This window comes from Pedobacter sp. ASV28, assembly GCF_016428855.1.
Taxonomy (GTDB): Bacteria; Bacteroidota; Bacteroidia; order Sphingobacteriales; family Sphingobacteriaceae; genus Pedobacter.
On sequence record NZ_JAELTN010000001.1, the window covers coordinates 174,237 to 198,580 of the forward strand.

Genomic DNA, 24,344 nt, shown 5'->3' on the forward strand with positions numbered 1-24,344 from the left:
AAAATAATATGTACTGTTATTAAATGGATATAATCTATTAATATGAACGTAAAACGAATTTTTGGCACTATTTTAACCATTCTCGGCATCATTGGCTTAATTTATTGTGGTTGGGGATTTCTAAACCACAGCACTGGAACTAGAGAACTTATTGTCGTCGGTGTTATTGGCATTATTTTTTTCATGTCAGGCATCGGATTGATCAAAAATACCAAAGACGAAGCCTAAGTTACTTAACGTGAATTTTCTGGATAAAAATACGTTTAAAGATTACGATCAGGCTCAAAAAATATCAGCTTTATACTACTATATATAGTCTATCGCTTTGCAGACAAACTTTTATTCATGGTTAATCCATTTCCCTCTAAGGTATTCATGCTTTCGGTATACTTAGGTTTCCTGTAGATGAAAAAAGTATGCAAAGCCGTAGCGATAGCGAAGCTCATCTATACCTTTAAAACTATACAAACTTTTAAATAAAATCCACTACTACCGACAAATCGGTACAAATTGCCTCCTGTTCTGTTAAACGTAAAAAATAGACTAATTTGTTCATCCCGAATAAGCCAAGGTCAATTTTAGTAGAACGAAGAGGATTAGCCAGGGGCCTGAGACATGCAAAATTAACCCGTACCCATCTTAATTATCCTTCGAACTTTTCCGTCTAATAATCAACATTTGTCCAACGCCAACCAAGGTGCAACCAATAATGGTAATGATTAGAGATTTAGTACGCTCTGGATTTAGATAAAGCAAATACAAAGCGTACAGCGCAATTGCAAACGCGGTAATTCCAATCACATAATGTAAGGTAAGTTTATTCTTCATTTAAGGATATTCTATTGTTCTCGAACTTCAACCTGTGCCCCTTAAAATCTGTATCTGTAAGTGACTTAATTTTCTGAAAGGCGGCATGAGTATCATCCAAAGTTAAGCGATTAATCTTATCCTGCTTTACAGAAACTACATCGGCATACAGGAAATCGCCTTTGGCATTTATCTTGAGCTGCAGCAAAGGCGCAATGCCATTTGGCCCTTTTAAGCTAAACATACCGTAGGTACAAAAATTACCAAGGCTATAGGCAATAAACTTATTTTTATAAACTTCAACAGCTCTCGTAACGTGTGGACCATGGCCCAATACCACATCTGCACCTGCATCGATTACCGCATGGGCAAAAGCATACACATTACCTCTATTCTCTTTGTAGAAGATTTCTGTTCTACGGGTGACATGCTCAAATTTGGCCCCTTCACCTCCACCATGAAATGATACGATTACAATATCTGCCTGCTTTTTTAATTTGGCCACCAATGTTTTAGCATTTTCAATATCCCTAATGTCTACAGTATTCTCATTAGGTGCGAATGCACAAAAGGCATATTTAATACTATCAACTTCAAAAATATCAAATGGTTTTTCAAGCTGGCCTGCATAATGGATCTGAAGGGAATCCAATACCTTGGTGGTATTTTTTCTTCCTTTATGGTTGAAATCTCCTACATGGTTATTGGCAACGCTCAGCACATTGAAACCGCTCGACTTAAATATTCCAGCATAACGATCGGGCATCCTAAAGGCGTAGCAGTTATTTGGATTTATCCCTTTACATTTATCCGATTTTCCCGTATTCAAAAAACATCCCTCCAAATTCCCAAAAACGATATCGCCCTTTAAAAAGGCATCAACAGCCTTAAAGCTATTGATGGCATCATCTGGAGGAAGGGTCAATTGGCTTGGAAAAGCAGACCCAAGCATCATATCGCCAACAGCTACAATATGGAGCGTATCTTTTAATTTCCTTACTTTCGCTGTATCGGTTTTAACTGCCTGTTTAGCTTCAATAGGTTTATTCTGGCAGCTTAGCAAGAGATAGGTCACCGCAATACATCCTATCAGTCCTAAAATTTTCCTCATCATATTCCAAAAAAAATCCTTTCCGAAACCGGAAAGGATTATATCTTATATTCTTTGTTTCTTAATCTTTTATCAAAATTATTCTTCAATAAATCCCTGATCTCCAGGTTCCAGAATTCTACCACCCTTATAGAAATACCTACTATAATAAGGCTCATTCAAATTACTGATTACAACACCTCTGGTACTCGATGCATGAGCAAATCTATTCTCGCCTAAATAGACCCCTACATGGGAAATACTGCGACTCTTTATTTTAAAGAAAACCAAATCTCCTTCTTTCAGCTCATCTTTAGACAAAGGATTAACCATACTGAAAATATCACGAGAATTACGAAGAATATCGGTATTAAAAACCTTATCGTAAATTGCTTTTGTAAATGCAGAACAATCAATTCCTTTTCTAGTGTTGCCACCAAAACGATAAGGAGTGCCTATCCACTCGTATATGAATTTATAAAGCTTTAAATTTGAAGTTGCATTTACCGCAACGCCCATTACTTGCGAAAAATATTGCGAGGCTAAATTGTCAGGGTCTTCTACTTTGCTAGCTTCTTTGGTTTTACTTTGGGCAAATGTTGCCGAAAAAGTAGAGAGAATAATTAAAGCAGAAAACAAAAACTTTTTAATCATAGTTATACTATTAAGTTTGGGTAAACAACACTTACACTTAACGTACACCACTACGGGCTTATTGTTAGGGTAGCAAAATTAAAGTATCGTACTGGCTTATCCAAATATTAACATGTTAAAAATTTAATTCACTTACAATTAAGGGCATAACACACCAAAAAGCCAGCTTTTTATTTTTTTCAACAGCCCAAAACCAATTATCCTTGGATAAACTACTTAAAAAATTCCCGTGGACTTATCCCTAATGCGTTCGCAATTTTTATCAGGGTAGTCAGCTTGGGATTGATTTTTCCTGTTTCAATCCTATAAATTTGAGAGAGTTCAATTTCTGCTAAATTAGCAAGTGCCTCCATGGTGAGCTGCTTTTCCTTTCTAATTGCTCTTAGGTTACTTCCGAAAGCTTCTAGCTGTTTGATATCATCTGACTCCATTGACATAGCCAAATGTGGGATAGAAGCTTAAATATTATTTAGGCACAAATGCCTAATTTTAAATTATTATTGCCTAGCTTTAAGTTAAAACTTAACGCAATTATGTTCAAATTCATTATTTTTTTAATTATACTCTTGTTTTCTAGCTGCACCGAAAAGCAAAATAAATGGTTACATGATCGAACCTATTTGATTCTCTTTTCAGAAGAAATCTATGCAAATGGCTCTGCACTTGTTTTATACGAGGTCTATAAAGTTGACCAAGACCACAACAAGCTCACAAATGAGGAATCCAAGGTGGATTCAAACTGCCTATTTCTAACCTCGCCAAACAGAGCCGAAGTTAAGTGTTTGGTCGATAGTTTTAAACAAAAATATTCCGATTCCAGAATTTATTTGAACAACTATCTTCATGAATGAAAAGAATTTATCAAAATAATAATTATTTCACCTACAAATAAAAAATTAGGGCAAAGTGTAGTAAAACAAAATTATATTTCTGTTTTATTTAAAATCAGCATCCTTAAACACACCACCAAATAGACCGTGTAAAATTTACCATTTCAAAAAACGGTATAAAAACCAATAAGTCTGTTGGTTTAATGCTTACCTCATGATGTTTTTACATATTCCAATACAAAAAAATACAAGAAAATAAATTAGATTTGCTCTCGTAAATAAAATTATAACATCAAAACATGAGTGCAGTAGAAATTAATAAAGATACCTATTTGAAGTGGTTTGAGTCGATGTTGCTAATGCGCAAGTTCGAAGAGAAGACTGGGCAACTTTATGGTCAGCAAAAGATCAGGGGATTTTGTCATTTATACATTGGTCAGGAAGCCGTAGTCGCAGGGGCAATTTCTGCAATGGGCCCTGGTGATTCAATGCTTACTTCTTATAGAGATCACGCTCATGGTTTAGCGTTAGGTATGAGTGCCGACAGTATCATGGCCGAGATGTACGGAAAAGCAACTGGCTGCTCAAAAGGCAAGGGCGGTTCTATGCACATTTTCAGTAAAGAGCATAATTTCTACGGAGGACATGGTATTGTAGGAGGGCAAATGCCTTTAGGTGCTGGTATTGCTTTTGCCGAAAAATATAAAGGCACCAAAAATGTAAATATTTGTTACATGGGCGACGGTGCTGTGCGTCAAGGTGCTTTGAACGAATCATTTAACATGGCCATGCTATGGAAATTACCTGTAGTTTTTATTTGCGAAAACAATGGTTATGCCATGGGGACTTCGGTAGAGCGTACCACCAACATGACCGACATTTATAAAATTGGTTTAGGTTTCGATATGCCTTGTGCCCCTGTAGACGGTATGGACCCTGTAGCAGTACACAATGCCATGGACGAAGCCATTCAACGTGCCCGTGCTGGCGAAGGCCCAACGTTCTTAGAAATGAGGACCTATCGTTACCGTGGACACTCCATGTCTGACCCTGCAAAATACCGTACTAAAGAAGAATTGGAAGAGTATAAAGCTAAAGATCCAATTGAGCAAGTAAGAGAAGTTATCCTTAAAGAAAAATATGCCGACGAAGCTTGGATTACCGAAATCGAAGAAAAAGTAAAAGGGATTGTAGATGCTTCCGTAAAATTCGCAGAAGAATCTCCATGGCCAGAACCTGAAGAATTGTTCACCGATATTTACGTTCAAAAAGATTATCCTTTTCAACAAATTTAATTTTTAATTTTAAGCACTCACGTCATGCTGACCACGAAGTAGCTGCAAAGCAAATTTATTTCAGCATCAGCTAAACAGACCCTGAAACAAGTTCAGGATGACAAGAGAGCAAAAGACAAGCATTCAAATAAAGATATATAAATGGCTGAAGTAATTAAGATGCCTAAAATGAGCGACACCATGACCGAAGGGGTTTTGGCGAAGTGGCACAAAAAGGTAGGCGATAAAGTTAAAAGCGGAGATGTTTTAGCAGAAGTTGAAACAGACAAGGCGACGATGGACATGGAGTCCTATTGGGATGGGACTTTGTTATATATTGGCATTGAAGAAGGACAAGCCGTACCTATCGATGCGCCAATGGCCGTTATTGGTAAGGAAGGCGAAGACTACAAAGCTGCTTTAGCTGCAGAAACTGGAAGTCAGCAATCCGAAAGCCCAAAAGCTGCCGAAGCTCCAAAAGAAGAAACTAAAGCAGAAGCTGCACAAGGTGGCGGCTTAAGCGAAGCAGAACTTTCTGCAAAGGGTATTACGGTTATTCGTATGCCTTTGCTAAGTGATACCATGACTGAAGGTGTTATTGCCGAATGGCATAAAAAAGTAGGCGATAAAGTAAAAGACGATGATGTACTTGCAGACGTAGAAACCGATAAGGCCACCATGGAAGTAATGGGCTATGCAACTGGTACTTTATTACATATTGGTGTTGAAAAAGGCCAAGCTGCCAAAGTAAATGGTATTATTGCCATTGTTGGTCCAGAAGGCACAGACGTGTCTGGCATTTTAGCTGGTGGTGCTGAGTCTAAAGCTGAAAGTCAAAAGACTAAAGACCAAAGTGAACAATCATCAACGAAAGAAGAAGCGCCAAAAGAAGAAGAAAAAGCTCAGGTTGTTTCTAATTCAAACGGTGGCCGTATCATTGCATCGCCTTTGGCTAAGAAAATTGCAAAGGAAAAAGGAATTGACTTGGCACAGGTTGCTGGTAGTGCAGAAGGTGGTCGTATCATTAAAAAAGATATCGAAAACTTTACCCCTTCCGCTGCACCTGCTAAAACTGATGCTCCAGCGGCTTCATCCGAAAAAGCTGCTGCCCCAGTGATCCCAACCTATGTTGGCCAAGAGAAATATACAGAGAAACCCGTTTCGCAAATGCGTAAGGTAATTGCCAAGCGTTTAGGCGAAAGCTTGTTTACTGCACCACATTTTTACCTAACCATCAGTATCGACATGGACAATGCAATGACAGCCCGTACGGCAATCAATGCAGTAGCTCCGGTAAAAGTTTCTTTCAACGATATCGTAATCAAAGCAGTGGCTGTTGCTTTAAAACAACATCCGGCGGTTAACTCCTCATGGCAAGGCGATAAAATCCGTTTTAATGAACACACCAATATTGGTGTAGCCATGGCAGTTGAAGATGGTTTATTAGTACCAGTTGTTCGTTTTGCTGACGGTAAATCTTTATCTCATATTTCTGCTGAGGTTAAAGAGTACGGTGCTAAAGCAAAAGCTAAAAAACTACAACCTTCAGATTGGGAAGGTTCAACTTTCACCGTATCTAACTTAGGTATGTTTGGTATCGATGAGTTTACCTCGATCATCAATTCGCCAGATGGTGCAATTCTATCTGTAGGTGCCATACAAGCAGTACCAGTAGTTAAAAATGGCGCAGTAGTACCAGGAAATGTAATGAAGTTAACCTTAGGCTGCGACCACCGTGTAGTAGATGGTGCAACTGGTGCAGCTTTCTTGCAAACTTTAAAAGGTTTGTTAGAAGAACCAATTAGGTTGTTGGCATAATCAAACAACTGTCATTCCCCTCGCTGTCATTTCGAGGGAAGCGTAGCGACGAGAAATCTAATCAGATTCTTCACTTCGTTCAGAATGACAAGCGATAATATTCAAAAGGCTTCCAAATTGGGAGCCTTTTCTTTTTTAAAAAAAGCAATCTTGTTACTACTATTCATGCCAGTCCCGCTTTTCGTTTCAATCTTTTGCCATGTTCGTTATTGCGAGGAACGAAGCAATCTCAAGCAAAAGTATTTCCACTCCAATCGAGTTTAAATAACAAAAGCCTGCAAATATTCCCTCATGGAGAAGCTATTAAGCCTTTTAGTAAAGAAATAGCAATCAGCTCGATTAAAATAATAGGACTGAAGACTTACGAAGTTTTTGAAACTTCGTAAGTCTTGGAAAGATAATGGCCCACCTTCGAAAATTAACCCTTATGCACATCATTTTGATGGCTGTAAGGAAGAGAAATCTAAAGAAGAGAGACTGCGATTTGCCAGATTTCTAAATACGCCGAGAACCATATCTAAATGACGAGCAAATTCCCCATACATGACAGCCCAACCTTAAGTCTTATACCTTTTACCTTTCGCCTTAATTAACTACTTTTGCCACATGTCAATTACCAAGCCAAGCTTACCCAAAGGAACAAGAGATTTTTCACCACAGGAAATGGTGAAACGCAACTATATTTTCGACACCATCAAAACTGTTTTCCGCAAATATGGTTATGCAGAAATACAAACACCCAGCATGGAAAACCTGCAAACCCTAACTGGTAAATATGGCGACGAGGGTGATAAACTGATTTTTAAAATCCTTAATTCTGGCGATTATTTAGCTAAAGTTGACGAAACACTCCTTACCGCCCGCAACTCGCAGCTTGCAATTTCTAAATTATCAGAAAAAGCACTTCGCTACGACTTAACCGTACCTTTTGCCCGCTATGTGGTCATGCACCAAAGCGAAATATCTTTTCCATTCAAGCGTTTCCAAGTGCAACCTGTTTGGCGTGCAGATAGACCGCAGAAAGGACGCTATAGAGAGTTTTACCAATGCGACGCCGATGTGGTAGGCTCCCCTTCCCTATTAAACGAAGCAGAGTTTATTTTAATCTACCATGAAGCTTTAACCAACTTAGGTTTAAAAGACTTCGACATTAAGATCAATAACCGCAAAATATTAAGCGGTATTGCCGAAATTATTGGCAAACCTGAGCTGATTGTAGATATGACCGTTGCTATTGACAAGTTAGATAAGATCGGTTTTGAGGGGGTAACCAAAGAACTCTTAGCGCGTGGATTTACGGAAGCCGATATCGATAAATTGAAGCCTGTTATTTTATTGGAAGGTGCTAACAATGAAAAGTTGGAAAGTTTGAAGTCTGTTTTAGCCAATTCTGAAATTGGTCTAAAAGGCATTTCAGAAATCGAAACTGTATTTGATTATGTATCCAAACTCACCACCCACAACCCACAACTTAAAACAGCTATCGAACTAGACATTACCTTAGCCCGTGGGCTAAACTACTATACCGGCTGTATTTTCGAGGTAAAAACCAATGAAGTTGCCATGGGCAGCATTGGTGGTGGTGGCCGTTATGATGATTTAACCGGCATGTTTGGCCTAAAAGATTTAACAGGTGTAGGCATTTCTTTTGGAGCAGACAGAATTTATGATGTGCTGGAAGAACTTAATCTATTTCCTTCATCGGCAGCACAAGGTACCACAGTATTGATCAGTAATTTTGATGAAAATGCCGAATTATATGCTTTGCCCATCCTCCAAGCATTGAGAAATGCCCATATATCTTCCGAACTTTACCCAACATCAGCTAAGCTGAAAAAGCAAATGAGCTATGCAGATGCCAAAAATATCCCCTATGTTATATTAATTGGAGAGGAAGAAATTCAGAGTGGCCAGCTCACCTTAAAGAATATGGCAAGTGGTGAGCAGCAGAAGTTAGTTTTAGCAGAGATTATTGAACGACTGAAATAATTGCCCTGCCGTCATTTCGACGAAGCATGAGGAGAAATCTGTGCTATTAGTACAGCTGTCGGATAGATTTCTCTCTAGCGTTCGAAATGACGTACTATTAACGTAACTGCTTCAACAAATCGTTAAGTTCTTGCTGGGTCGTTAGGGTTTTGTCTTTGGCATACCAACCGTGAAGTTTTTCTGCCAACTCTGGCATTTCAACACCTTCTTTTTTCCAATCTGCCAAAAGACTTTGTAAAATAGCTGGCCTTGGCCCCCACTTGGGCAATAACAGCTTTCCTTCTTCATCCAAAATCAACAAAACCGGAATAGCTCTTCCGCCATTGGTTAGGTGTGCATCAATCAATGGAAGATTCTTATCCCGTAGCGTCAACTTCAATGTAAATTGATCAGGTGCAGCCAATACCACTTTGTTAATTACCGGCACAATCTGGGCCGCATCACCGCACCAACCCTCGGTAATGACCAACAAATTATATTTTCCCTTTAAATTGTTTAGGGTACTCAACAACTCATCGCTTAGCACGGTGGTTTTGTCTACCCTGTTCATACGCTGTACATTCATTTTGGTGTAATGTAACATCGCTTCAGAATTGTCTGGACCGGTAGTTTTTCCTTGAGCCAAAAGCTCATCTACCAAATTTCTATAGCTATCATAAGCTACTGCTTCTTTATCAAAAATATTACTGTAATTGAGCATAAAACCGCTGTAATAAAATGGTTACGCCTATCTTTTAAAGCCTTAATTCACGAGATTTGTGCCCACATAAATAAAACCGAATTAAATGGATAGGATTAAATACAAAGTTCTTTTATTAGCACTTGTTATTTGTATGATAACTGTAAAAATTTATGGTCAAACAAATAACAGTGGAAAAATCAGTGGAAAAATTATCGATGCACAAACCAATGAAACCATACCTTACGCTTCTGCCGTACTAACCGACAGAAAAACAAAAGCAACCGTTAGAATTGTTCAATCAGATTTAGAAGGAAATTTTGCCATTCCCAACCTAGCTAATGGCATATATACGTTTAAGGCCAGCTATGTAGGCTACCAAACCATGGTCAGGGATTCTGTAGCCATTACCAATTCCGTTAAAAACATAAACTTGGGTACCATCAAAATGAAAACGGGCAAAGGAAACCTGCTTAATGAAGTTAATGTTACGGCTCAAAGACCTACCATGCAACTGGGCATTGACAAGAAAGTTTTCTCGGTAGACCAAAGTGTAGTAAGCGAAGGTGGTTCTGCCACAGATGTTCTACAAAATGTACCTTCAGTACAAACAGACATGGACGGAAATGTGTCGTTGAGGGGTTCGAACGCAAGGGTATTAATTGATGGCAAACAATCACTCATTGGTGGCGGCGATGTAGCCCAAATTCTTGCTTCTATCCCAGCAAGCTCCATAGAGAGTATTGAGGTAATTACCAATCCCTCCTCCAAATATGATGCCGAAGGACAATCGGGCATTATTAACATCATCCTAAAGAAAAATAAAAAACTGGGTCTTAACGGCAATGTAGCACTAACCGCAGGGAACAGAGACAACTACAATGCTTCGACCAATCTTGCCTTTCAAAACAAAAACATTAACCTTTATGCAAATTACAGCTATCGTTATGGGAACAGACCTGGTAGTGGCTACAACAACACTTCTTATGACAACGAGTTCAAAGGTGTTGGGTATATAAACCAAAACAACATTTCTAACGAATTAGAAAAGGGCCACAATGCAAAAGTGGGTATAGACTATAATGTTACTGATAAAAGCACGGTAAGTCTTTCGGGAGGCTTCAATTCTAGAGATAACACAGAAGATGAAAACTTAAGTATTAACGAATACAGTAAATCCTATTCTCCCGTAAACCTATCTAATAGGGTTAACAACAGGGATCGTAAAGGCAACAATTATGACCTGAGTTTAGATTTTCTCCAAAAATTCAAGAAAAAGGGAGAAGAGCTTTCTTTTAATGCAAGCTATGCCCAAGGAAGCAATAATTCATATCAGCTATTCAACACGAGCAAATACTTCGAAAATGGGGCTTCTATTTCTCCCCTATTATTTCAACAACGGACCAACAGACCTAGCGACAACAAAAATTACAACGTGCAGCTGGATTATACTTTGCCACTAAATGCAAATTCACGCATAGAAGCTGGTTATAGAAGTCAGTTCCGCAATTCAAATAGCAGTACCGTTGCCGACTCGCTCATTAACAATGTGTACGAATTTAGCCGTACCTTAAGTAATGATTTTAACAGTGAAGATTATGTACATGCCCTTTATGTCAACTATCAAAATCAAATTAAAAACTTTGGCTATCAAATAGGTCTAAGGGGCGAAGATGCTGCATTAGAAACACAAATGGGTGCTTACGACATGAACAGAAACATCAGTTATACACCTGGAAGAGTTGCTTATACCCGTTTGTATCCGAGTATTTTCCTAACGCAAAAGCTTAAAAACGAACAACAAATTCAATTAAGCTACAGCCGCCGGGTTAATCGTCCCCGTGGTTGGGACACTAATCCTTTCTTAGACGTTTCAGATCCATACAACTACCGCATGGGTAACGTTAATCTACTACCTGAAGATGTGCACGCTTTTGAGTTTAGCTACAGCAGATTTTTCAAAAAATTCTCGTTGGTCTCTTCAGTATACTTCCGTAAAACCAATGATGTAATCCAACGTATAAGGTATCAACTTGAAGATGGAATTAGCCTAACCATACCACAAAACCTCACGAATGCTAAAAACAGCGGTATTGAGCTAATTGGAAAATTTGATGTAGTGAAGAAATGGAATTTCACGACCAATTTCAACTTATATCACCGAAAGATTGCAGGAGTACCAAGTCTTGGAACCTTTGATAATGAAGGGGTGAGCTACAATGCAAACCTTACCAATAACATTTCATTACCTTATAACCTTACCTTACAACTAAGAGCCGATTATCGTTCAAATGAAGTAACTGCGCAAGGTACCTTTAAGGCCATGTACGGTTTTGATGCAGGGGCTAAAATGGACTTGATGAACAAAAAAGCCAGTTTAAGCTTCAACATTAGAAACCTATTCAACACCCGTAAATTCCAGATGGAATTTGAAAATACAGGTTCTTCTATAGACTTTAGTAGAGCTAGGGCTGGCAATATGGGTTCCTTAACTTTCTCTTATCGTTTCGGAAAATCAGACTTCAGCCAGAAGAAAAATAAAAAAGCTAATCAGGAAGGTCCGAGACCTGACGAAGAAACGTTTTAAAAGTTTCGATACAACATTTAAAAATTTTTAAAGAAAAGAAAAAAATCCCGTAAGAAAATTAAACCTTATGGGATTTTTCATATCAAAAACACGAAAAAAGATCACTTTGAAATAGCAAGTATGCAAAACAACAACATTACCTATCTATTTGCATGGCAAGATGCTATAAGAACTAGCTAATAATCACTCTTGTTTGATAATGTTTACATGCTATCTTTAGGTTTATAGTATAACCAAATAGGAGCATAAAGTTGAATTTTATGCTGTTTCTTAATATCTTGCATATATTACCTTGATCCTTAGACCAAAACAAACGTTGAAGAATATACTCATCTTAGCCTTGCATGTTATACTTATCAACTTTTCCGCCCAAGCTCAAACGATAGAAAAAGGCATTATTAGAGGAAAAGTAACCGAAGAAGTAGGGGGACTTCCCATTCCTTTTGCTGTTGTTGCTATTTTTGAAGCAGGAGCAGAACAACCTTTATTCACTTTCCAAACAGATGAGAATGGCTTCTTTAAATTCACCAACTTAAAAAGCGGAATCTACAAAGTAAAGGTAAGTTACGTAGGGTTTGGCACTACGTATGTAAATGAGGTGATCATCACCGCCAAGGACCTCGACAAAAATGTGGGAACCTTAAAACTGGCCGCAGAACAAAACAATCTTAATGAAGTAGTGATCACTGCCGAAAAACCAGTTATTGAAGTGGGTGCCGATGTCATTACCTACAATGTGGGCTCCAGTATATTGGCCGAAGGAAGTACAGCTACCGATGTGCTGAGAAACGTACCCATGGTTGAAGTTGATATTGACGGCAATACTACCATATCTGGCAAAAGGAGTACAAGGGTTTTTATAGATGGCAAACCATCAGACTATATGACTTCCAATATTGCCGATCTTTTAAACGTGCTCCCTTCTGATGCCATCGAAAAAATAGAAGTGATGACCAACCCGCCCGCCAAGTACTCTGCAGATGGAGAGGGCATTATCAACATTGTCATGAAAAAAGGCTTTAAGGTGGGCTTTAATGGTAACGTAGGCATTGCTGCAGGCTTACAGGGCAACACCAATACCAATGCCAATGCTTCTTATCGTGGAAAAAACTATAGCATTACCGGTGGGGGTGCCTATAGGACCAACATTGGCAAAAGCAATAACGAAAGCTATAGAACCAATTTCTTCCCCGATACCACTTTTTATTACAACCAATTTAACAATGCCCGAAATGAAAGTAATGGGGGCAATTTTAGGGCTGCACTAGATTGGGATATCAGTAAAAAACAAAATATCCGCATTAATACCAGTTATAATGTGAATGGTAGCGACAGTTGGTCGGGCAACGATTTTTACTATATTAACCAAGAAGAAATTACCAAGCGTTTACGCAACCAGATCAACCTGGGCGATGCCAGTAGCAACAACTTTGTATTTAATACCGATTATAGCTTAACCACCGATACTGCCGGAGGAAAACTGACCGCAGGTTTTACCCTTAACACCAACTCCAGCAACTCGCTGAGGAGTTACGAAAGAACATATGCTTTTCCTACGAACCTAAATCCAAGCCTACAACAAAACGATAACGAAATAGGCAATCATGGTATTAATTTTAACCTTGATTATGATAAGCCCACTTTCAAAAAAAGAGACCGCTTAGAATTTGGTATTGCTTACAACTATCGCAAAAACGATAATGATTTATTGGTAGAAAATTTTAATTACAAAACACAACAGTACGTTACCAATACCAAGCTAAGCAACAAGTTTTTCTATAATGAAAATATTTTAGCCGGATACCTCTCTTATAACTATCGTAAAAACGGATGGTCTACAAAAGTGGCCATACGTAGTGAATACACCAATGTAAATTTCGACTTATCTACGGGAGAGACCTATAATGTAGATCCGTATATAAGCTTTTTTCCTTCTTTATCTGTAAATCGCTTTTTCAGAAAAAGGTACAATATTGGCGCTTCATATAGTGTAAGAATTAACCGCCCAAGAGAAAACACCTTAAACCCTCAGGTAAACAATTCCGATACCCTTAACATTTCTTACGGAAATCCAGATCTGGCTCCATCATACACCCATCAGGTCGATATTAGCTTTGGTGCATTCGGTAAGCAATGGTCATTTACCCCCCGAATTTCCTACTCAAGCGCCAGCGGTGTGATAGAAAGATATCGTTTTGTTAATCCGAATGGTATTTCTGAAAGCACCTTTAACAACGTAGGCACTAATTATTCCCTTGCGTTCATGTTCATTGGCAATTACAGGCCGACCAAAAAAATATCGGCCAATGGCAACCTGAGCATTATACAAAGCAATTATACTTCGGCGTTCAATAGCTCGTTGAATAGAGATGGTATAAGCATTCGTTCAAGAGCCGGCTTTTCTATGCAGTTACCTTATAAAACCGCTTTCGAGGCCAATCTTAACTATGCCAATAACGTCACGGCACAGGGCCGAAACCAAGCTTCTATAAGCACTAGCTTTGGCGCAAGAAAATCATTTCTAAAGAATACACTTTCGGCTCGAATAAGTGCTAATGATCCTTTTAGGAGCAGAAGAAACTCCATTTATAACGAGGGGCTTAACTTCTTCTCAAACAGCTATGGCAGTAACAACACCAACAATGTGACCTTTAACCTAAATTACCGTTTCACTAAGGTTAAAATGAACAAAGTTACTGTGCCTCCTCCACCTACTACTTCCAGCAATTAAGACAACATTGAGAGACAAATATTTAGCTAGGGAATTTACATTTCGCAGAAATGCCTAACTTGCATCGTAAAACATATCACTTTCAATGATCCACAAAAACCCCTGGCAAACCCTTAATAGCGAAGAAAAATACAATAACAATTGGATTACCGTAACCGAACATCAGGTCATTAACCCGTCGGGAGGAAAGGGCATTTACGGGGAAGTACACTTCAAAAATATCGCCATTGGCATATTACCTCTGGACAAAATGCATAACACTTGGTTGGTTGGGCAATACCGGTACCCTTTAAAAGCCTATAGCTGGGAAATCCCGGAAGGTGGCGGACCTATAGGTACCGATCTGGAACTTAATGCCAAACGAGAATTGGCTGAAGAAACCGGCCTTATTGCTCATCAACTTACCGAAGTACAAAAAATGCACCTCTCCAATTCGGTGAGCGACGAATTGGCCATCATTTATTTGGCACAAGATTTAATACAAGGTGAAGCCGAACCCGAAGAAACCGAAGACTTACAGCTCATGAAAGTCCCCTTCACAAAAGCCTACCAAATGGTAATGGATGGTGAAATTACAGATAGCATAAGTGTAGCTGCTATTCTTAAAGTACACCTTATGATAGAGAAAGGACTGGTTTAAAAATGCGTTTTTGTTTCCTTTTTATTTTTTCCGCTTTATTTTTGGCCTGCAGAACACAAAGTCCCCTCAAACAAAAAAGAGCCTTTACCGAAGATTTCAATAACCATTACGATAGCAATTGGTATGCAGAAAACCATACTTTCGAAAATAATATGGCCCATTTTTCAGACCATAATGTGAATTTGGCAAACGGCAACATGATACTTGAGCTCCACTCAAAAAGGTATAAAGAAAAAGACTTTACCGGTGCAGAACTCCGTACAAAAAAAATGTTTCTCTATGGGCGTTTTGAAGCTCGGTTAAAAGCATCGGATGCTTTAGGCTGTATTACCGCTTTTTTCTTATACCGGCCTAACGCAGCACATAATACCGAGATTGATTTTGAAATTAGCGGTAAATACCCCAAAACAATTACCCTAAACCATTGGGTGGATAGCCGTTCCCACGACAAAGAAATTAGCTTATCATTTGATAGCTCCAAAGATTTCCATACTTATGTAATTCACTGGAGACCAGATTCAATAGAATGGGAAATAGATGGACAGCTCATTCATCGTACTACAAGTGCCGTACCCCATAAGCCCATGCAGGTTATCTTTAATTTATGGGCTACTAAATCTGTTAAATGGGCAGGTAGTATAAAAGAGGCAAAACTTCCTACCTTTGCATACGTAGATTTATTTAAGTACACCCCATATAAAAAATGATGACCTTCATGAGCATACACTTAAAAATAAATTTGCTCACGATTGCTTCATCAACCATTGAGAAAAAAATTATATCCTGATGAAAAAGTTTTTTGGCTATATTTTAACCCCTATATTTTATCTTGTATTCGGCTTATTTTTAGGCATCTTTCACCCCATACAGTGGGTCTGTTATAGATTTTTTGGCTATTCGGCCCATAAATCATCTGTTGATGTCCTCAATTTCTTCCTTACCTATTCGCAACTCACGTTACTTAACAGTTCCAGTTTCAAGAACATTTATCAATTACCAAAAGACAGGCCTATTATTTTTGTGGCCAACCACCAAAGCATGTACGACATTCCTGCATTGATCTGGTTTCTACGTCAACATCATCCAAAGTTCATTTCTAAAATAGAACTGACCAAAGGTATACCATCTATTTCTTTTAACCTTAAGTATGGTGGTGGTGCCAACATCGATCGAAAAGATAGCAAACAAGCCATTTCAGAGATTATAAAATTGGGCAAACGAATGAAAGAAAGTAATTGGAGTACGGTCATTTTCGCAGAAGGCACACGTTCAAAAGATGGAAAAATGAAGCCTTTTCTAGTAGGCGGAATTGCTACCCTACTCAAAATAGTCCCCAATGCATTGATTGTTCCAGTGGCCATAGAGAACTCTTGGAAAATTGTACGTTATGGCGCTTATCCTTTAAGCACGCTACTGCCCATAAAGTGGACGGTTTTAGCACCTATAGAGAGCGGTGAACACCATGCTGAAGAGTTGGTGCTACAGGCAGAAAATGCAATTAAGAAACAAATTGGGCAATAAAACGGCTGTCATTTCGAGACAAGAGGCATCTAAACCAAATAGATTCTTCGCCTTGTTCTCAAGATGACAAGCATGCTAAACGTTTTTAGCATCGATAAGTTTAAAGAAGGCATCTCTGTAGGTATCTCCTACCGGGATGATTTTGCCGGCAATGGTAATACGACTACGTTCGATACTCTCTATTTTATCTACGGCTATAATGTAGGATTTATGCACCCTAATAAAATCACCCTTAGGTAGGGTCTCTTCCATTTTCTTCATATTTTGAAGCGTAATTACCCTTTCATTTTTGGTAAATATGGAAATGTAATCTTTTAGTCCCTCTATATAGAGAATATCATCGAGCTCAATCTTTTGAATTTTGTGCTCTGTCTTAACAAAGATAAAATCTTGTATTGCTGTAGTAACAGGTGCGGCAACTGGTTCTGGTACGGGGGCAACTACTGCTAATTCTTGTTTTTGATGTTGGTTACGCACCTTTTCTACCGCCTTGTAAAAACGATCAAAAGCAATAGGCTTCAATAGGTAATCGGAGACATTAAGGTCATAACTTTCCAGGGCATATTGGGAATAGGCTGTTGTTAGGATATAACTCGCCTTATTACCGGCAATCTTTAAAAATTGTATCCCTGTCAGTTCCGGCATCTGTATGTCGAGAAATACCAGATCGATATTTCCTTCCTGCACCAATTGCATGGCCTCAATAGCGCTTTCTGTACGTTTTACCAATTGCAAGAAGGGCACCTTGGCCACATAGTCAGCAATAATATCGAGCGCTAAAGGCTCATCATCAACGGCAATACATTTTAAAATCATAAATCTAACATTAGTTCTGTGGTATAATGCGTAGCCGAATTTACAATATTTAATTTATAACGATCGGGATATAGTAATTGTAATCTACGCTCTACATTGTTCAGGCCTACTCCTCCTATTGCATCTTTATTATTTGTACTTTTTTTATTGCTTACACTGAAATGCAGGATTTTCTGGTTGGCGATGATATTGATCCTGATCGGGTCATTATGGTCATTGGCTACCCCATGCTTAAAAGCATTCTCTACAAATGAAATCAATATGAGGGGCACGATCTTTTGTCCATCTATTTCTCCATTGATGCTAATTTCAACGGCTGCTCCATCCTTAAACCTCAGCTTTTGTAACTCTACGTAACTCTGTACATACTCTACCTCTTTATCCAAGCTCACCCAACTGTCATTACTCTCATATATCATGTATCTCATTATTTCAGAAAGTTTCAATATGGCATCTGCTGTTTTATCTGATTTCTGATAAGCCAGCGAATAGATGTTATTTAAGGAGTTAAATAAAAAATGTGGATTAAGTTGCGACTTCAGAAATTGCAGCTCCATATCTTTCTTTTCACTTTCCAGATTACGCTGTATGCGCTCATTAGAGAACCAATCGACCGTAAAGTGGATAATGCAGCTGGAAACCAGAAAAAAACCAGCGCTAAATACACAGTTTATAACATAAATGTATAAGCTCATGGTCTCCCGCTTTCCATTGGAACGATAGACCAAGGTCTCTTCTGGATTTAAAACTGCTATTGCTGTCTTAATAGCAGCTACCACTATAATAAGAAATATAAAAGAAAAGACATATATCCAATATTTCTTACGTTTCTTAATGAGTTCAGGGATCAACAGCACATAGTTGATATAAAATGTAGAGACATTTAAGATCCCTAACACCCCAAAAGTGATGATATAATCTTTTGCGGTATGTTTTTCTTTTGAAAAAAACAGTGCAATAGCTATAATAACAACAATGATCCCCCAAAAAATGGCGTTTAGTATAATCGATGCCTTACTCTTATCTCTCATTATGATGATGTCTTGTCATTTATAAATGGCTTTATGGCCGAGCGTTTCTTGTTATTTTATGATTTCAAGGTATATACCAACGAAAAACAATCAACCAAAGTAGCCATTAAAGGCACTTTAGCACAACTCCTTTCGACCAACAGGCATTTTTTTTCTACCAAAGGGCAATTTAGCCCAATGATTCATAAAACTAGCGCTTTTTACCGTTTATCTATAATATTTTACGCTTGGTCTAAAACATTTTCACAGGTTTCCGATAATTATTCTATTTGTTCAACAAAACAAAAACAGGTAACAGACAAATTAAAAGAACCACTAATAATAAAACTATAAAGTCATGAAAAAGTTAACCAACGTATCGCCATTTTTACTTTTATTATTCCCAATATTTATGGTAATGTTATTTGCATTCACCATTAACATCAATAATTCTGAAGAAAAAGAGATTAGCGCAAAAACTACTGCGACCACTGCCAACACAATTGTTAAGGCTGCTACGGTAATTCTAAAATAGGATGAGCCAATTTGCCATAGAAACGGTAGGACTAAATTATCATTTTGGTTCACAGGTAGTGGTAAAAGATTTATCATTACAGGTTCCAAAAGGAAGTATTTATGGTTTTTTGGGGCCTAATGGTGCCGGAAAAACAACGACCATAAAGATTTTATTGAATCTCTTAAAATCACCAGCAGATACCGTATTTATATTTGGCAAGGAGATTAATAGCCATCGAATAGCCAGCTTGAGTAAAATGGGCTCTCTGGTAGAACAACCAGCCATCTATGGCCATTTATCTGGAAAAGAAAACCTAACCAACCGATGCCTGCTCTTGGGCATTAACAAGGGTAAGGTAGCTGAAATGCTCAGCTTAGTTGGATTAAGTGAGGCCGCCAACAAAAAAGCCGGCAAATATTCATTGGGTATGAAACAGCGTTTAGGGATTGCACTTTCATTAATTTCAGATCCCGAGCTCCTCTTGTTGGACGAGCCCACAAATGGCCTAGACCCTAATGGAATTATAGAAATTAGGAATCTGATGATCGAATTGGCTACCAAACACCACAAAACCATTCTGGTATCCAGCCATTTATTGGCCGAGATAGAAAGAACAGCCACACATGTAGGGATTATCAACAAAGGGCAGCTATTATTTCAAGGAACCATTAACGAACTGCACGACCTGAGCAAACCAATCGTAAAAATAGAAACAGATAAAATTGAAGCAGCCCAACATATCTTAAGTATCCATGGTGCAGAAATTTTAAAAGAAACTGGACATACCATTTATATAAGCTATAAGAACAAGGCTGACGTAGGGCAAATCAACACCTTACTGGTACAAAATGGACTAACTGTTTACAGTATAGGTATAGAGAGAAAAGATTTGGAACACTTGTTCTTGGACATCACCTCTAAAAATTAATCATTAAGTAGCAATTCCAAACCATCAACCATGCGTTCCTTATATATATCCTTTATTTCAGAATTCTACAAATCTCGCAAAACCTTAGCTTTCTGGGCCGCTGTTATTGTGCCATTGATTATCTGTGGGCTTATTGCCTTTGGCTATTATACCAGTTCCGAAAAAATATTAAAATACAACTATGCGGGCATGATGCTTTGGTTTCGATATAGCAGTGCTGCACTTGGCGTAATGGGTATGTTGATATTGCCTTTCTACGTAATGTTCATGGCTTTTTCTGTTAACAACATCGAGCATAAAAACGACACCTGGAAAACACTTTTTTCCCAGCCCCTAAATAAATTTTCCATTTATGCGGCAAAGTATCTTTATGCCACCATGCTATTGTTGATCTGCATTCTACTCTTTGCCTTGCTGACCTATTCTACGGGCTATTTATTGCAGGCATTAGTTCCAAAATATACTTTCAATGATTACAATCCGGCCATCATATTGACCAAATTCTATAGCAAGCTATTCTTGGCATCTTTAGGTATTTTGTCCTTACAGTTTATACTTAGCCTTGTCTGGTCAGATTTTCTAAAACCAATGGGAATTGGATTTGTGGGAACCATTATGGGGATCATTACCGCAAATGTAGGTTGGAAATATGCTTATCTCATTCCTTATAGCGCCCCCACATTAGCTTTAAGAATGACAGCGGCAAGCAAAGGTGCCCGCCCTGAAGATTTACCAATATTTACCCAAGAAGTGTGGGTCAGCTTAACCTATGGGCTTGTACTTTTCATTGCGGGCTATTTCATCCTGGCAAAGAAGAACATCAAATAAAAAGTTTTAGTTTAGTTTTAGTTAATAGTTAAAGGCGGCTGGTTACCGCCTTTTTTATTTTAGGCTAAATTACCTTATGCTTTAGCTCTTTATATTTAGCTCTGCCAATTGGTAGTAGCTCGCCATTCTTGATTAGCAACCCATACTTACTTCCCGTTTGGATAATTATTTTTTCTGCCAACGCTAAAGACACCAGATAAGATTTGTGAATACGCTCAAAAGATGTGGGTAATAATTGGGCTAATGTTTCCAACGATTTATCATGCAGCTCCCTATTCCCATTTCTCAAATGCAATTCGCTATATATTCCAGCCCCTTTAATGTAAAGCAAATCCTCTATAGCAATCAACTTAATGCTTCCCGCTTTTTTAACCGCTAAAAATTTAACCGGTTCATCAGTTCTTTTCAGGTTGCTGTTTAGCCTTTTAAAGGCCTGGCCTAGACGATGCTCATCAAATGGCTTAGGTACAAAATCCAACACCCCATATTCAAAAGCCATAATTGCTTTATCGGTATAAGCGGAAACAATAATCGTATGAAATGATTCTGAAACTACAGATTCCAAGATATCAAATCCATTTTCGCCATTTAAATTTAAATCCAATAACAAAAGATCAATCTGGTGCTCTTCTATATAAGTCATTCCCTTTTGAACAGAATCACAAATATAAATTATAGAGGTCTGCTCAAAAAAACTAGCGGCCATACGCTGTAACCTCTTTGCTATTCGAGCTTCATCTTCAATGATCAATACCCTCATTTTGTATAAATTCTAATGATCGAAATCCAGCCCTGAGTATTTTCATTTGATTTAAACATCCAATTATCCCCATAACTTTCTGTTAGCCTGGCCTTAATGTAAATAAATCCATTACCACCATTTCTTGATTTAATTTTAATTCTATTTTCGGCAAAAGTTTCAAAAGTATATTGCTTATAGCCGACTGTCGAAGAAAATGATAATTTAAATTTAAAACTTCCATCTGCAAGTGGCGCACTATGGGTAATTCCATTTTCTAAAATGGTAAGCAATAATGCAGGAGGAATAAGCTCATGCTCATCGATACCACCTTCTTCCCATTGGTAGTTGATCTCTTTACGAAATTGCATGACAGACAAATGCTTTTTGCAAAGCTCGATTTCCTGTTTAATTGGGATCAACGCCTGTTCTGATATGCTATTTATGATATCAAATTCATCCGCTAATGCCTGAATAAATGCCGCCCCTTCTTTGGGCGATTCTTCTACCCAATCTATTAAAGAAGTAAGTGTGTTTTTTATAAAATGGGGTTGAATATTCTTCTTGATCAATTCCATTTTCAATTTAGAAGATAGCAACAGCGAGGATTGGTATTCTTCTTCTATCACTTTCATTTGAATGGTATGTAGATAGAGCATACACAACACAATAAGGCAAAAACTGATAAACAGGCTAAAATCATAGAATAGATATTGATTGATCAGTATGCCCAAAAGCAAACCTATTAGTACAATTATGCCCCCCTTTTCTTTCTGATAGATGGCATTAAAAACGATTACCAAAGAAAAGCCCCACATGGCTAGACTATAATAAATAGCTGTGATATCATAATGGCCAAAGTTAAAAATGTAGATAGCCCCTAATGAAACAAAAAGTAAGCCCATCAATATTTTCTTCCGCTTAAACTTAAACTGAATAGTAAAATATAAAGGCACCAACATGGCCAGCGAAAAAGTCAGCCAACCTATCAATTCCAACCGTAAGAAGAAATGTGTGTAAGGTATCTTTACATAAAACTTAATATATTCCAGAATGAGCAATGCAAAAAATAGAAAACAAATGACGGCAAAAATTAAAACCGTAAATTGCTTGACCTTACTATTTACATATAAAAAAAGATAATAGATGGCCGCAATTAAAAAAGCACCAGCCATTAAATTCATAAATGACGTGACAATTAAGGGTTGTCTGAGTAAACTTTCATAACTGCTTAGGTCAACATTTATAATGCGATGAACTTTAGGCAAATGAGCTTGAGAGGCTCGAAGTGCTACTAAATGACTCCCTATTTGTGCCAATGAATCTGGAATGCCAAAATAACTTGTCGAACTGCCTGGAATCTCTGGTCTATTTTTACCAATCACCTGCCCATTGCTTCCTATATATTTTCCATCCCAATAAACATCAAAGGCGCCGAAACCCTCTATTTTTAAGCCCAGTTGTGCTTCTGGCCTTTTTATCAAATCTAATTTTGCTCTTACCCAGAAGATATGGCTGTTGGTATTGCCCCGCTCAGCTGTCCAGCCCGTATCATTAAAATCGTTTCTTACCCATGTTTGGTCATCGCCTATTTTATACACTGGCGGGTAATCTTTAAAGCTAATATCTGGCTTACATGAAGAAAGACAGCACAGCATTACAAAAAGAAAAAAACAATTTCTCATTCCCCAAATATAGTATATACGTCAACGAGAAAAATGCATTTCAAAAGGAAATAGAGCAGTTGACATGGTTTTCTCTCATTTGATACCCAATGCCAATTAAACTTGTGTCATGAAACGTCTTTTTATACTCATCAGCATCCTGTTTAGTTATTCAACCGGAAAAGCTCAACCAGTAAACACGTCGCCAACAAGATCTGTATATGGAACGGTGCAAGAACAATCTTCAGCAGCGCCAATTACCTACGTAACTGTTCGCCTAAAAGATGTAAAAAACAGATTGTTGGCAGCAACAATTACAGATGAAAAGGGCATATTTAAATTAGAATTTGTTTCAACAGATAGTCTAACAATAGAGTTTTCATTAGTAGGCTATCAAACCTTGGTTAAGCCCTTGGCCAATTCGGCCATGTCCATTAAATTGGGAATTGTTAATCTTCAGCCTGATGCTACATTACTAAAAGAAATTATAATAAGTGGCGAACAACCCTCCATTAGTTTAAAGCTAGATAAAAAAGTGTTTCAGGTTGGAAGGGATGTTTTATCAAAAGCAGGGTCTTCCTTAGATTTACTGAATGGTGTACCATCGGTAAGCGTAAGTCCTTCTGGGGGTGTAAGTTTACGGGGAAACAGTAATGTTTTAATTCTGATTGATGGTAGGCGTTCTGGACTTACTCAAGGAAATGCCTTAGACCAGTTGCCTGCAGACCAAATAGAGCGCGTGGAGGTCATTACCAATCCTTCATCTCGTTATGATGCCGCTGGCTCTGCGGGGATCATCAACATCATCTTAAAGAAGAATAAAAAATCGGGGTTAAACGGACAGTTAAGTTTAGTTGGCGGCATACCCAATGAAACAAGGGTTACGCCAAGTTTAAACTATAAATCAGCCAGAATTAATTTGTTTTCTACTTTTGGCCTTCGCTACTCTGATTATGACGGCCTTTATACTTCTAATCAAGCTAATATGGACGCTGGAACCACTCATCTGCTAAATAAAAGACAAGATGAAGATCGCCATGACGATGCAAAGATGTTATATTTTGGTGGAGATTTTTTAATTAATAACCATAATTCCATTACGGCTGCATTCTTAAACAAAACAACAAAGGATCATGACAAAACGAGCTTGCAATATGATTATGCCAAAATAGGAAAAGTGTTAGACAGTATACTAATGCGTAATGGAGAGTCTTGGGAAAAA

23 protein-coding genes are annotated in these 24,344 nt (G+C 38.0%); 13 read left to right on the forward strand and 10 right to left on the reverse strand.

Annotation, left to right across the window (positions count from 1 at the left end):
• Positions 1 to 42: 42 nt before the first annotated feature.
• Entirely contained in the window at positions 43 to 228 is a 186-nt protein-coding gene (locus tag JHD79_RS00775; protein ID WP_199117175.1) for a hypothetical protein, read from the forward strand.
• An 89-nt stretch (positions 229 to 317) separates the two neighbouring features.
• Here the strand turns inward: JHD79_RS00775 and JHD79_RS22925 are convergent, their stop codons facing one another.
• From JHD79_RS22925 to JHD79_RS00795, 5 genes are all read right to left on the reverse strand, one after another.
• Positions 318 to 446, reverse strand: coding sequence for a hypothetical protein (locus JHD79_RS22925; protein ID WP_255533701.1), 129 nt, complete (start codon positions 444 to 446; stop codon positions 318 to 320).
• A 193-nt stretch (positions 447 to 639) separates the two neighbouring features.
• Positions 640 to 828, reverse strand: coding sequence for a hypothetical protein (locus JHD79_RS00780; protein ID WP_199117176.1), 189 nt, complete (start codon positions 826 to 828; stop codon positions 640 to 642).
• A complete protein-coding gene (locus tag JHD79_RS00785) occupies positions 818 to 1,921 on the reverse strand; it encodes a CapA family protein (protein ID WP_233164501.1) in 1,104 nt (367 codons plus the stop codon). The genes JHD79_RS00780 and JHD79_RS00785 overlap by 11 nt, the downstream gene beginning before the upstream one ends.
• A gap of 75 nt (positions 1,922 to 1,996) precedes the next feature.
• Entirely contained in the window at positions 1,997 to 2,551 is a 555-nt protein-coding gene (locus tag JHD79_RS00790; protein ID WP_199117177.1) for a C40 family peptidase, read from the reverse strand.
• A 212-nt stretch (positions 2,552 to 2,763) separates the two neighbouring features.
• A complete protein-coding gene (locus tag JHD79_RS00795; protein WP_199117178.1) occupies positions 2,764 to 2,988 on the reverse strand; it encodes a helix-turn-helix domain-containing protein in 225 nt (74 codons plus the stop codon).
• A 692-nt stretch (positions 2,989 to 3,680) separates the two neighbouring features.
• Here JHD79_RS00795 and pdhA point away from each other — a divergent pair.
• The 3 genes from pdhA to hisS all read left to right on the forward strand — a co-directional run bounded on the left by pdhA (position 3,681) and on the right by hisS (position 8,462).
• Entirely contained in the window at positions 3,681 to 4,676 is a 996-nt protein-coding gene (gene pdhA, locus JHD79_RS00800) for a pyruvate dehydrogenase (acetyl-transferring) E1 component subunit alpha (protein WP_199117179.1), read from the forward strand.
• A gap of 141 nt (positions 4,677 to 4,817) precedes the next feature.
• A complete protein-coding gene (locus JHD79_RS00805) occupies positions 4,818 to 6,473 on the forward strand; it encodes a pyruvate dehydrogenase complex dihydrolipoamide acetyltransferase (RefSeq protein ID WP_199117180.1) in 1,656 nt (551 codons plus the stop codon).
• A 606-nt stretch (positions 6,474 to 7,079) separates the two neighbouring features.
• Positions 7,080 to 8,462: a histidine--tRNA ligase gene (gene hisS / locus JHD79_RS00810; protein WP_199117181.1), complete on the forward strand. Its 1,383-nt coding sequence runs from the start codon at positions 7,080 to 7,082 to the stop codon at positions 8,460 to 8,462.
• Positions 8,463 to 8,559: 97 nt separating this feature from the next.
• On the opposite strand, the gene JHD79_RS00815 is transcribed toward hisS, so the two are convergent.
• Positions 8,560 to 9,162: a thioredoxin family protein gene (locus JHD79_RS00815; RefSeq protein ID WP_199117182.1), complete on the reverse strand. Its 603-nt coding sequence runs from the start codon at positions 9,160 to 9,162 to the stop codon at positions 8,560 to 8,562.
• A gap of 133 nt (positions 9,163 to 9,295) precedes the next feature.
• Between JHD79_RS00815 and JHD79_RS00820 the strand changes: the two genes are divergently transcribed.
• The 5 genes from JHD79_RS00820 (at position 9,296) to JHD79_RS00840 (ending at position 16,620) form a co-directional block, all read left to right on the forward strand.
• Positions 9,296 to 11,728 (forward strand): TonB-dependent receptor domain-containing protein, encoded by a 2,433-nt coding sequence (locus JHD79_RS00820; RefSeq protein ID WP_233164502.1) that lies wholly within the window; start codon positions 9,296 to 9,298, stop codon positions 11,726 to 11,728.
• Between the two features lie 316 nt (positions 11,729 to 12,044).
• Positions 12,045 to 14,459 (forward strand): outer membrane beta-barrel protein, encoded by a 2,415-nt coding sequence (locus JHD79_RS00825; protein WP_199117184.1) that lies wholly within the window; start codon positions 12,045 to 12,047, stop codon positions 14,457 to 14,459.
• 85 nt (positions 14,460 to 14,544) lie between these two features.
• Positions 14,545 to 15,099, forward strand: coding sequence for an NUDIX hydrolase (locus JHD79_RS00830; protein WP_199117185.1), 555 nt, complete (start codon positions 14,545 to 14,547; stop codon positions 15,097 to 15,099).
• A 2-nt stretch (positions 15,100 to 15,101) separates the two neighbouring features.
• On the forward strand, positions 15,102 to 15,806 hold the full coding sequence (locus JHD79_RS00835; RefSeq protein WP_199117186.1) for a family 16 glycosylhydrolase: 705 nt from the start codon (positions 15,102 to 15,104) through the stop codon (positions 15,804 to 15,806).
• 79 nt (positions 15,807 to 15,885) lie between these two features.
• A complete protein-coding gene (locus tag JHD79_RS00840; RefSeq protein ID WP_199117187.1) occupies positions 15,886 to 16,620 on the forward strand; it encodes a 1-acyl-sn-glycerol-3-phosphate acyltransferase in 735 nt (244 codons plus the stop codon).
• A gap of 75 nt (positions 16,621 to 16,695) precedes the next feature.
• On the opposite strand, the gene JHD79_RS00845 is transcribed toward JHD79_RS00840, so the two are convergent.
• Positions 16,696 to 17,436, reverse strand: coding sequence for a LytTR family DNA-binding domain-containing protein (locus tag JHD79_RS00845; protein WP_199117188.1), 741 nt, complete (start codon positions 17,434 to 17,436; stop codon positions 16,696 to 16,698).
• Positions 17,433 to 18,467 carry a sensor histidine kinase gene (locus tag JHD79_RS00850; RefSeq protein ID WP_199117189.1) on the reverse strand — a complete coding sequence of 345 codons (1,035 nt, stop codon included), beginning with the start codon at positions 18,465 to 18,467 and terminating at the stop codon, positions 17,433 to 17,435. The genes JHD79_RS00845 and JHD79_RS00850 overlap by 4 nt, the downstream gene beginning before the upstream one ends.
• A 337-nt stretch (positions 18,468 to 18,804) precedes the next feature.
• On the opposite strand from JHD79_RS00850, the gene JHD79_RS00855 reads away from it, so the two are divergent.
• Genes JHD79_RS00855 through JHD79_RS00865 form a run of 3 tightly spaced genes read left to right on the forward strand, consistent with a single transcriptional unit; the run spans position 18,805 to position 20,719 of the window.
• Positions 18,805 to 18,981, forward strand: coding sequence for a hypothetical protein (locus JHD79_RS00855; RefSeq protein ID WP_199117190.1), 177 nt, complete (start codon positions 18,805 to 18,807; stop codon positions 18,979 to 18,981).
• A gap of 1 nt (position 18,982) precedes the next feature.
• Positions 18,983 to 19,891 carry an ABC transporter ATP-binding protein gene (locus JHD79_RS00860; RefSeq protein ID WP_199117191.1) on the forward strand — a complete coding sequence of 303 codons (909 nt, stop codon included), beginning with the start codon at positions 18,983 to 18,985 and terminating at the stop codon, positions 19,889 to 19,891.
• A gap of 30 nt (positions 19,892 to 19,921) precedes the next feature.
• Entirely contained in the window at positions 19,922 to 20,719 is a 798-nt protein-coding gene (locus JHD79_RS00865) for an ABC transporter permease (RefSeq protein ID WP_199117192.1), read from the forward strand.
• A 64-nt stretch (positions 20,720 to 20,783) separates the two neighbouring features.
• Here JHD79_RS00865 and JHD79_RS00870 read toward each other — a convergent pair whose 3' ends face one another.
• Positions 20,784 to 21,479, reverse strand: a complete 696-nt coding sequence (locus JHD79_RS00870; protein ID WP_199117193.1) for a LytTR family DNA-binding domain-containing protein — start codon at positions 21,477 to 21,479, stop codon at positions 20,784 to 20,786.
• Complete coding sequence (locus JHD79_RS00875; RefSeq protein WP_199117194.1) at positions 21,476 to 23,143, reverse strand: histidine kinase; 1,668 nt, start codon at positions 23,141 to 23,143, stop codon at positions 21,476 to 21,478. The genes JHD79_RS00870 and JHD79_RS00875 overlap by 4 nt, the downstream gene beginning before the upstream one ends.
• A 109-nt stretch (positions 23,144 to 23,252) precedes the next feature.
• Here JHD79_RS00875 and JHD79_RS00880 point away from each other — a divergent pair.
• Positions 23,253 to 24,344: TonB-dependent receptor plug domain-containing protein (locus JHD79_RS00880; protein WP_199117195.1), on the forward strand; the 1,092-nt coding region annotated here is incomplete at its 3' end.

Excerpts from the sequence above, each read along its gene's own strand:
- JHD79_RS00855 (WP_199117190.1), top strand. The coding sequence starts at position 18,805 with ATGAAAAAGTTAACCAACGTATCGCCATTTTTACTTTTATTATTCCCA.
- JHD79_RS00840 (WP_199117187.1), top strand. The coding sequence starts at position 15,886 with ATGAAAAAGTTTTTTGGCTATATTTTAACCCCTATATTTTATCTTGTA.
- JHD79_RS00860 (WP_199117191.1), top strand. The coding sequence starts at position 18,983 with ATGAGCCAATTTGCCATAGAAACGGTAGGACTAAATTATCATTTTGGT.
- hisS (WP_199117181.1), top strand. The coding sequence starts at position 7,080 with ATGTCAATTACCAAGCCAAGCTTACCCAAAGGAACAAGAGATTTTTCA.
- JHD79_RS00775 (WP_199117175.1), top strand. The coding sequence starts at position 43 with ATGAACGTAAAACGAATTTTTGGCACTATTTTAACCATTCTCGGCATC.
- JHD79_RS00795 (WP_199117178.1), bottom strand. The coding sequence starts at position 2,988 with ATGTCAATGGAGTCAGATGATATCAAACAGCTAGAAGCTTTCGGAAGT.
- JHD79_RS00790 (WP_199117177.1), bottom strand. The coding sequence starts at position 2,551 with ATGATTAAAAAGTTTTTGTTTTCTGCTTTAATTATTCTCTCTACTTTT.
- JHD79_RS00865 (WP_199117192.1), top strand. The coding sequence starts at position 19,922 with ATGCGTTCCTTATATATATCCTTTATTTCAGAATTCTACAAATCTCGC.
- JHD79_RS00805 (WP_199117180.1), top strand. The coding sequence starts at position 4,818 with ATGGCTGAAGTAATTAAGATGCCTAAAATGAGCGACACCATGACCGAA.
- JHD79_RS00850 (WP_199117189.1), bottom strand. The coding sequence starts at position 18,467 with ATGAGAGATAAGAGTAAGGCATCGATTATACTAAACGCCATTTTTTGG.
- JHD79_RS00785 (WP_233164501.1), bottom strand. The coding sequence starts at position 1,921 with ATGATGAGGAAAATTTTAGGACTGATAGGATGTATTGCGGTGACCTAT.
- JHD79_RS00835 (WP_199117186.1), top strand. The coding sequence starts at position 15,102 with ATGCGTTTTTGTTTCCTTTTTATTTTTTCCGCTTTATTTTTGGCCTGC.
- JHD79_RS00830 (WP_199117185.1), top strand. The coding sequence starts at position 14,545 with ATGATCCACAAAAACCCCTGGCAAACCCTTAATAGCGAAGAAAAATAC.
- JHD79_RS00780 (WP_199117176.1), bottom strand. The coding sequence starts at position 828 with ATGAAGAATAAACTTACCTTACATTATGTGATTGGAATTACCGCGTTT.
- pdhA (WP_199117179.1), top strand. The coding sequence starts at position 3,681 with ATGAGTGCAGTAGAAATTAATAAAGATACCTATTTGAAGTGGTTTGAG.
- JHD79_RS00870 (WP_199117193.1), bottom strand. The coding sequence starts at position 21,479 with ATGAGGGTATTGATCATTGAAGATGAAGCTCGAATAGCAAAGAGGTTA.
- JHD79_RS00875 (WP_199117194.1), bottom strand. The coding sequence starts at position 23,143 with ATGAGAAATTGTTTTTTTCTTTTTGTAATGCTGTGCTGTCTTTCTTCA.
- JHD79_RS00845 (WP_199117188.1), bottom strand. The coding sequence starts at position 17,436 with ATGATTTTAAAATGTATTGCCGTTGATGATGAGCCTTTAGCGCTCGAT.
- JHD79_RS00820 (WP_233164502.1), top strand. The coding sequence starts at position 9,296 with ATGATAACTGTAAAAATTTATGGTCAAACAAATAACAGTGGAAAAATC.
- JHD79_RS22925 (WP_255533701.1), bottom strand. The coding sequence starts at position 446 with ATGAGCTTCGCTATCGCTACGGCTTTGCATACTTTTTTCATCTACAGG.
- JHD79_RS00815 (WP_199117182.1), bottom strand. The coding sequence starts at position 9,162 with ATGCTCAATTACAGTAATATTTTTGATAAAGAAGCAGTAGCTTATGAT.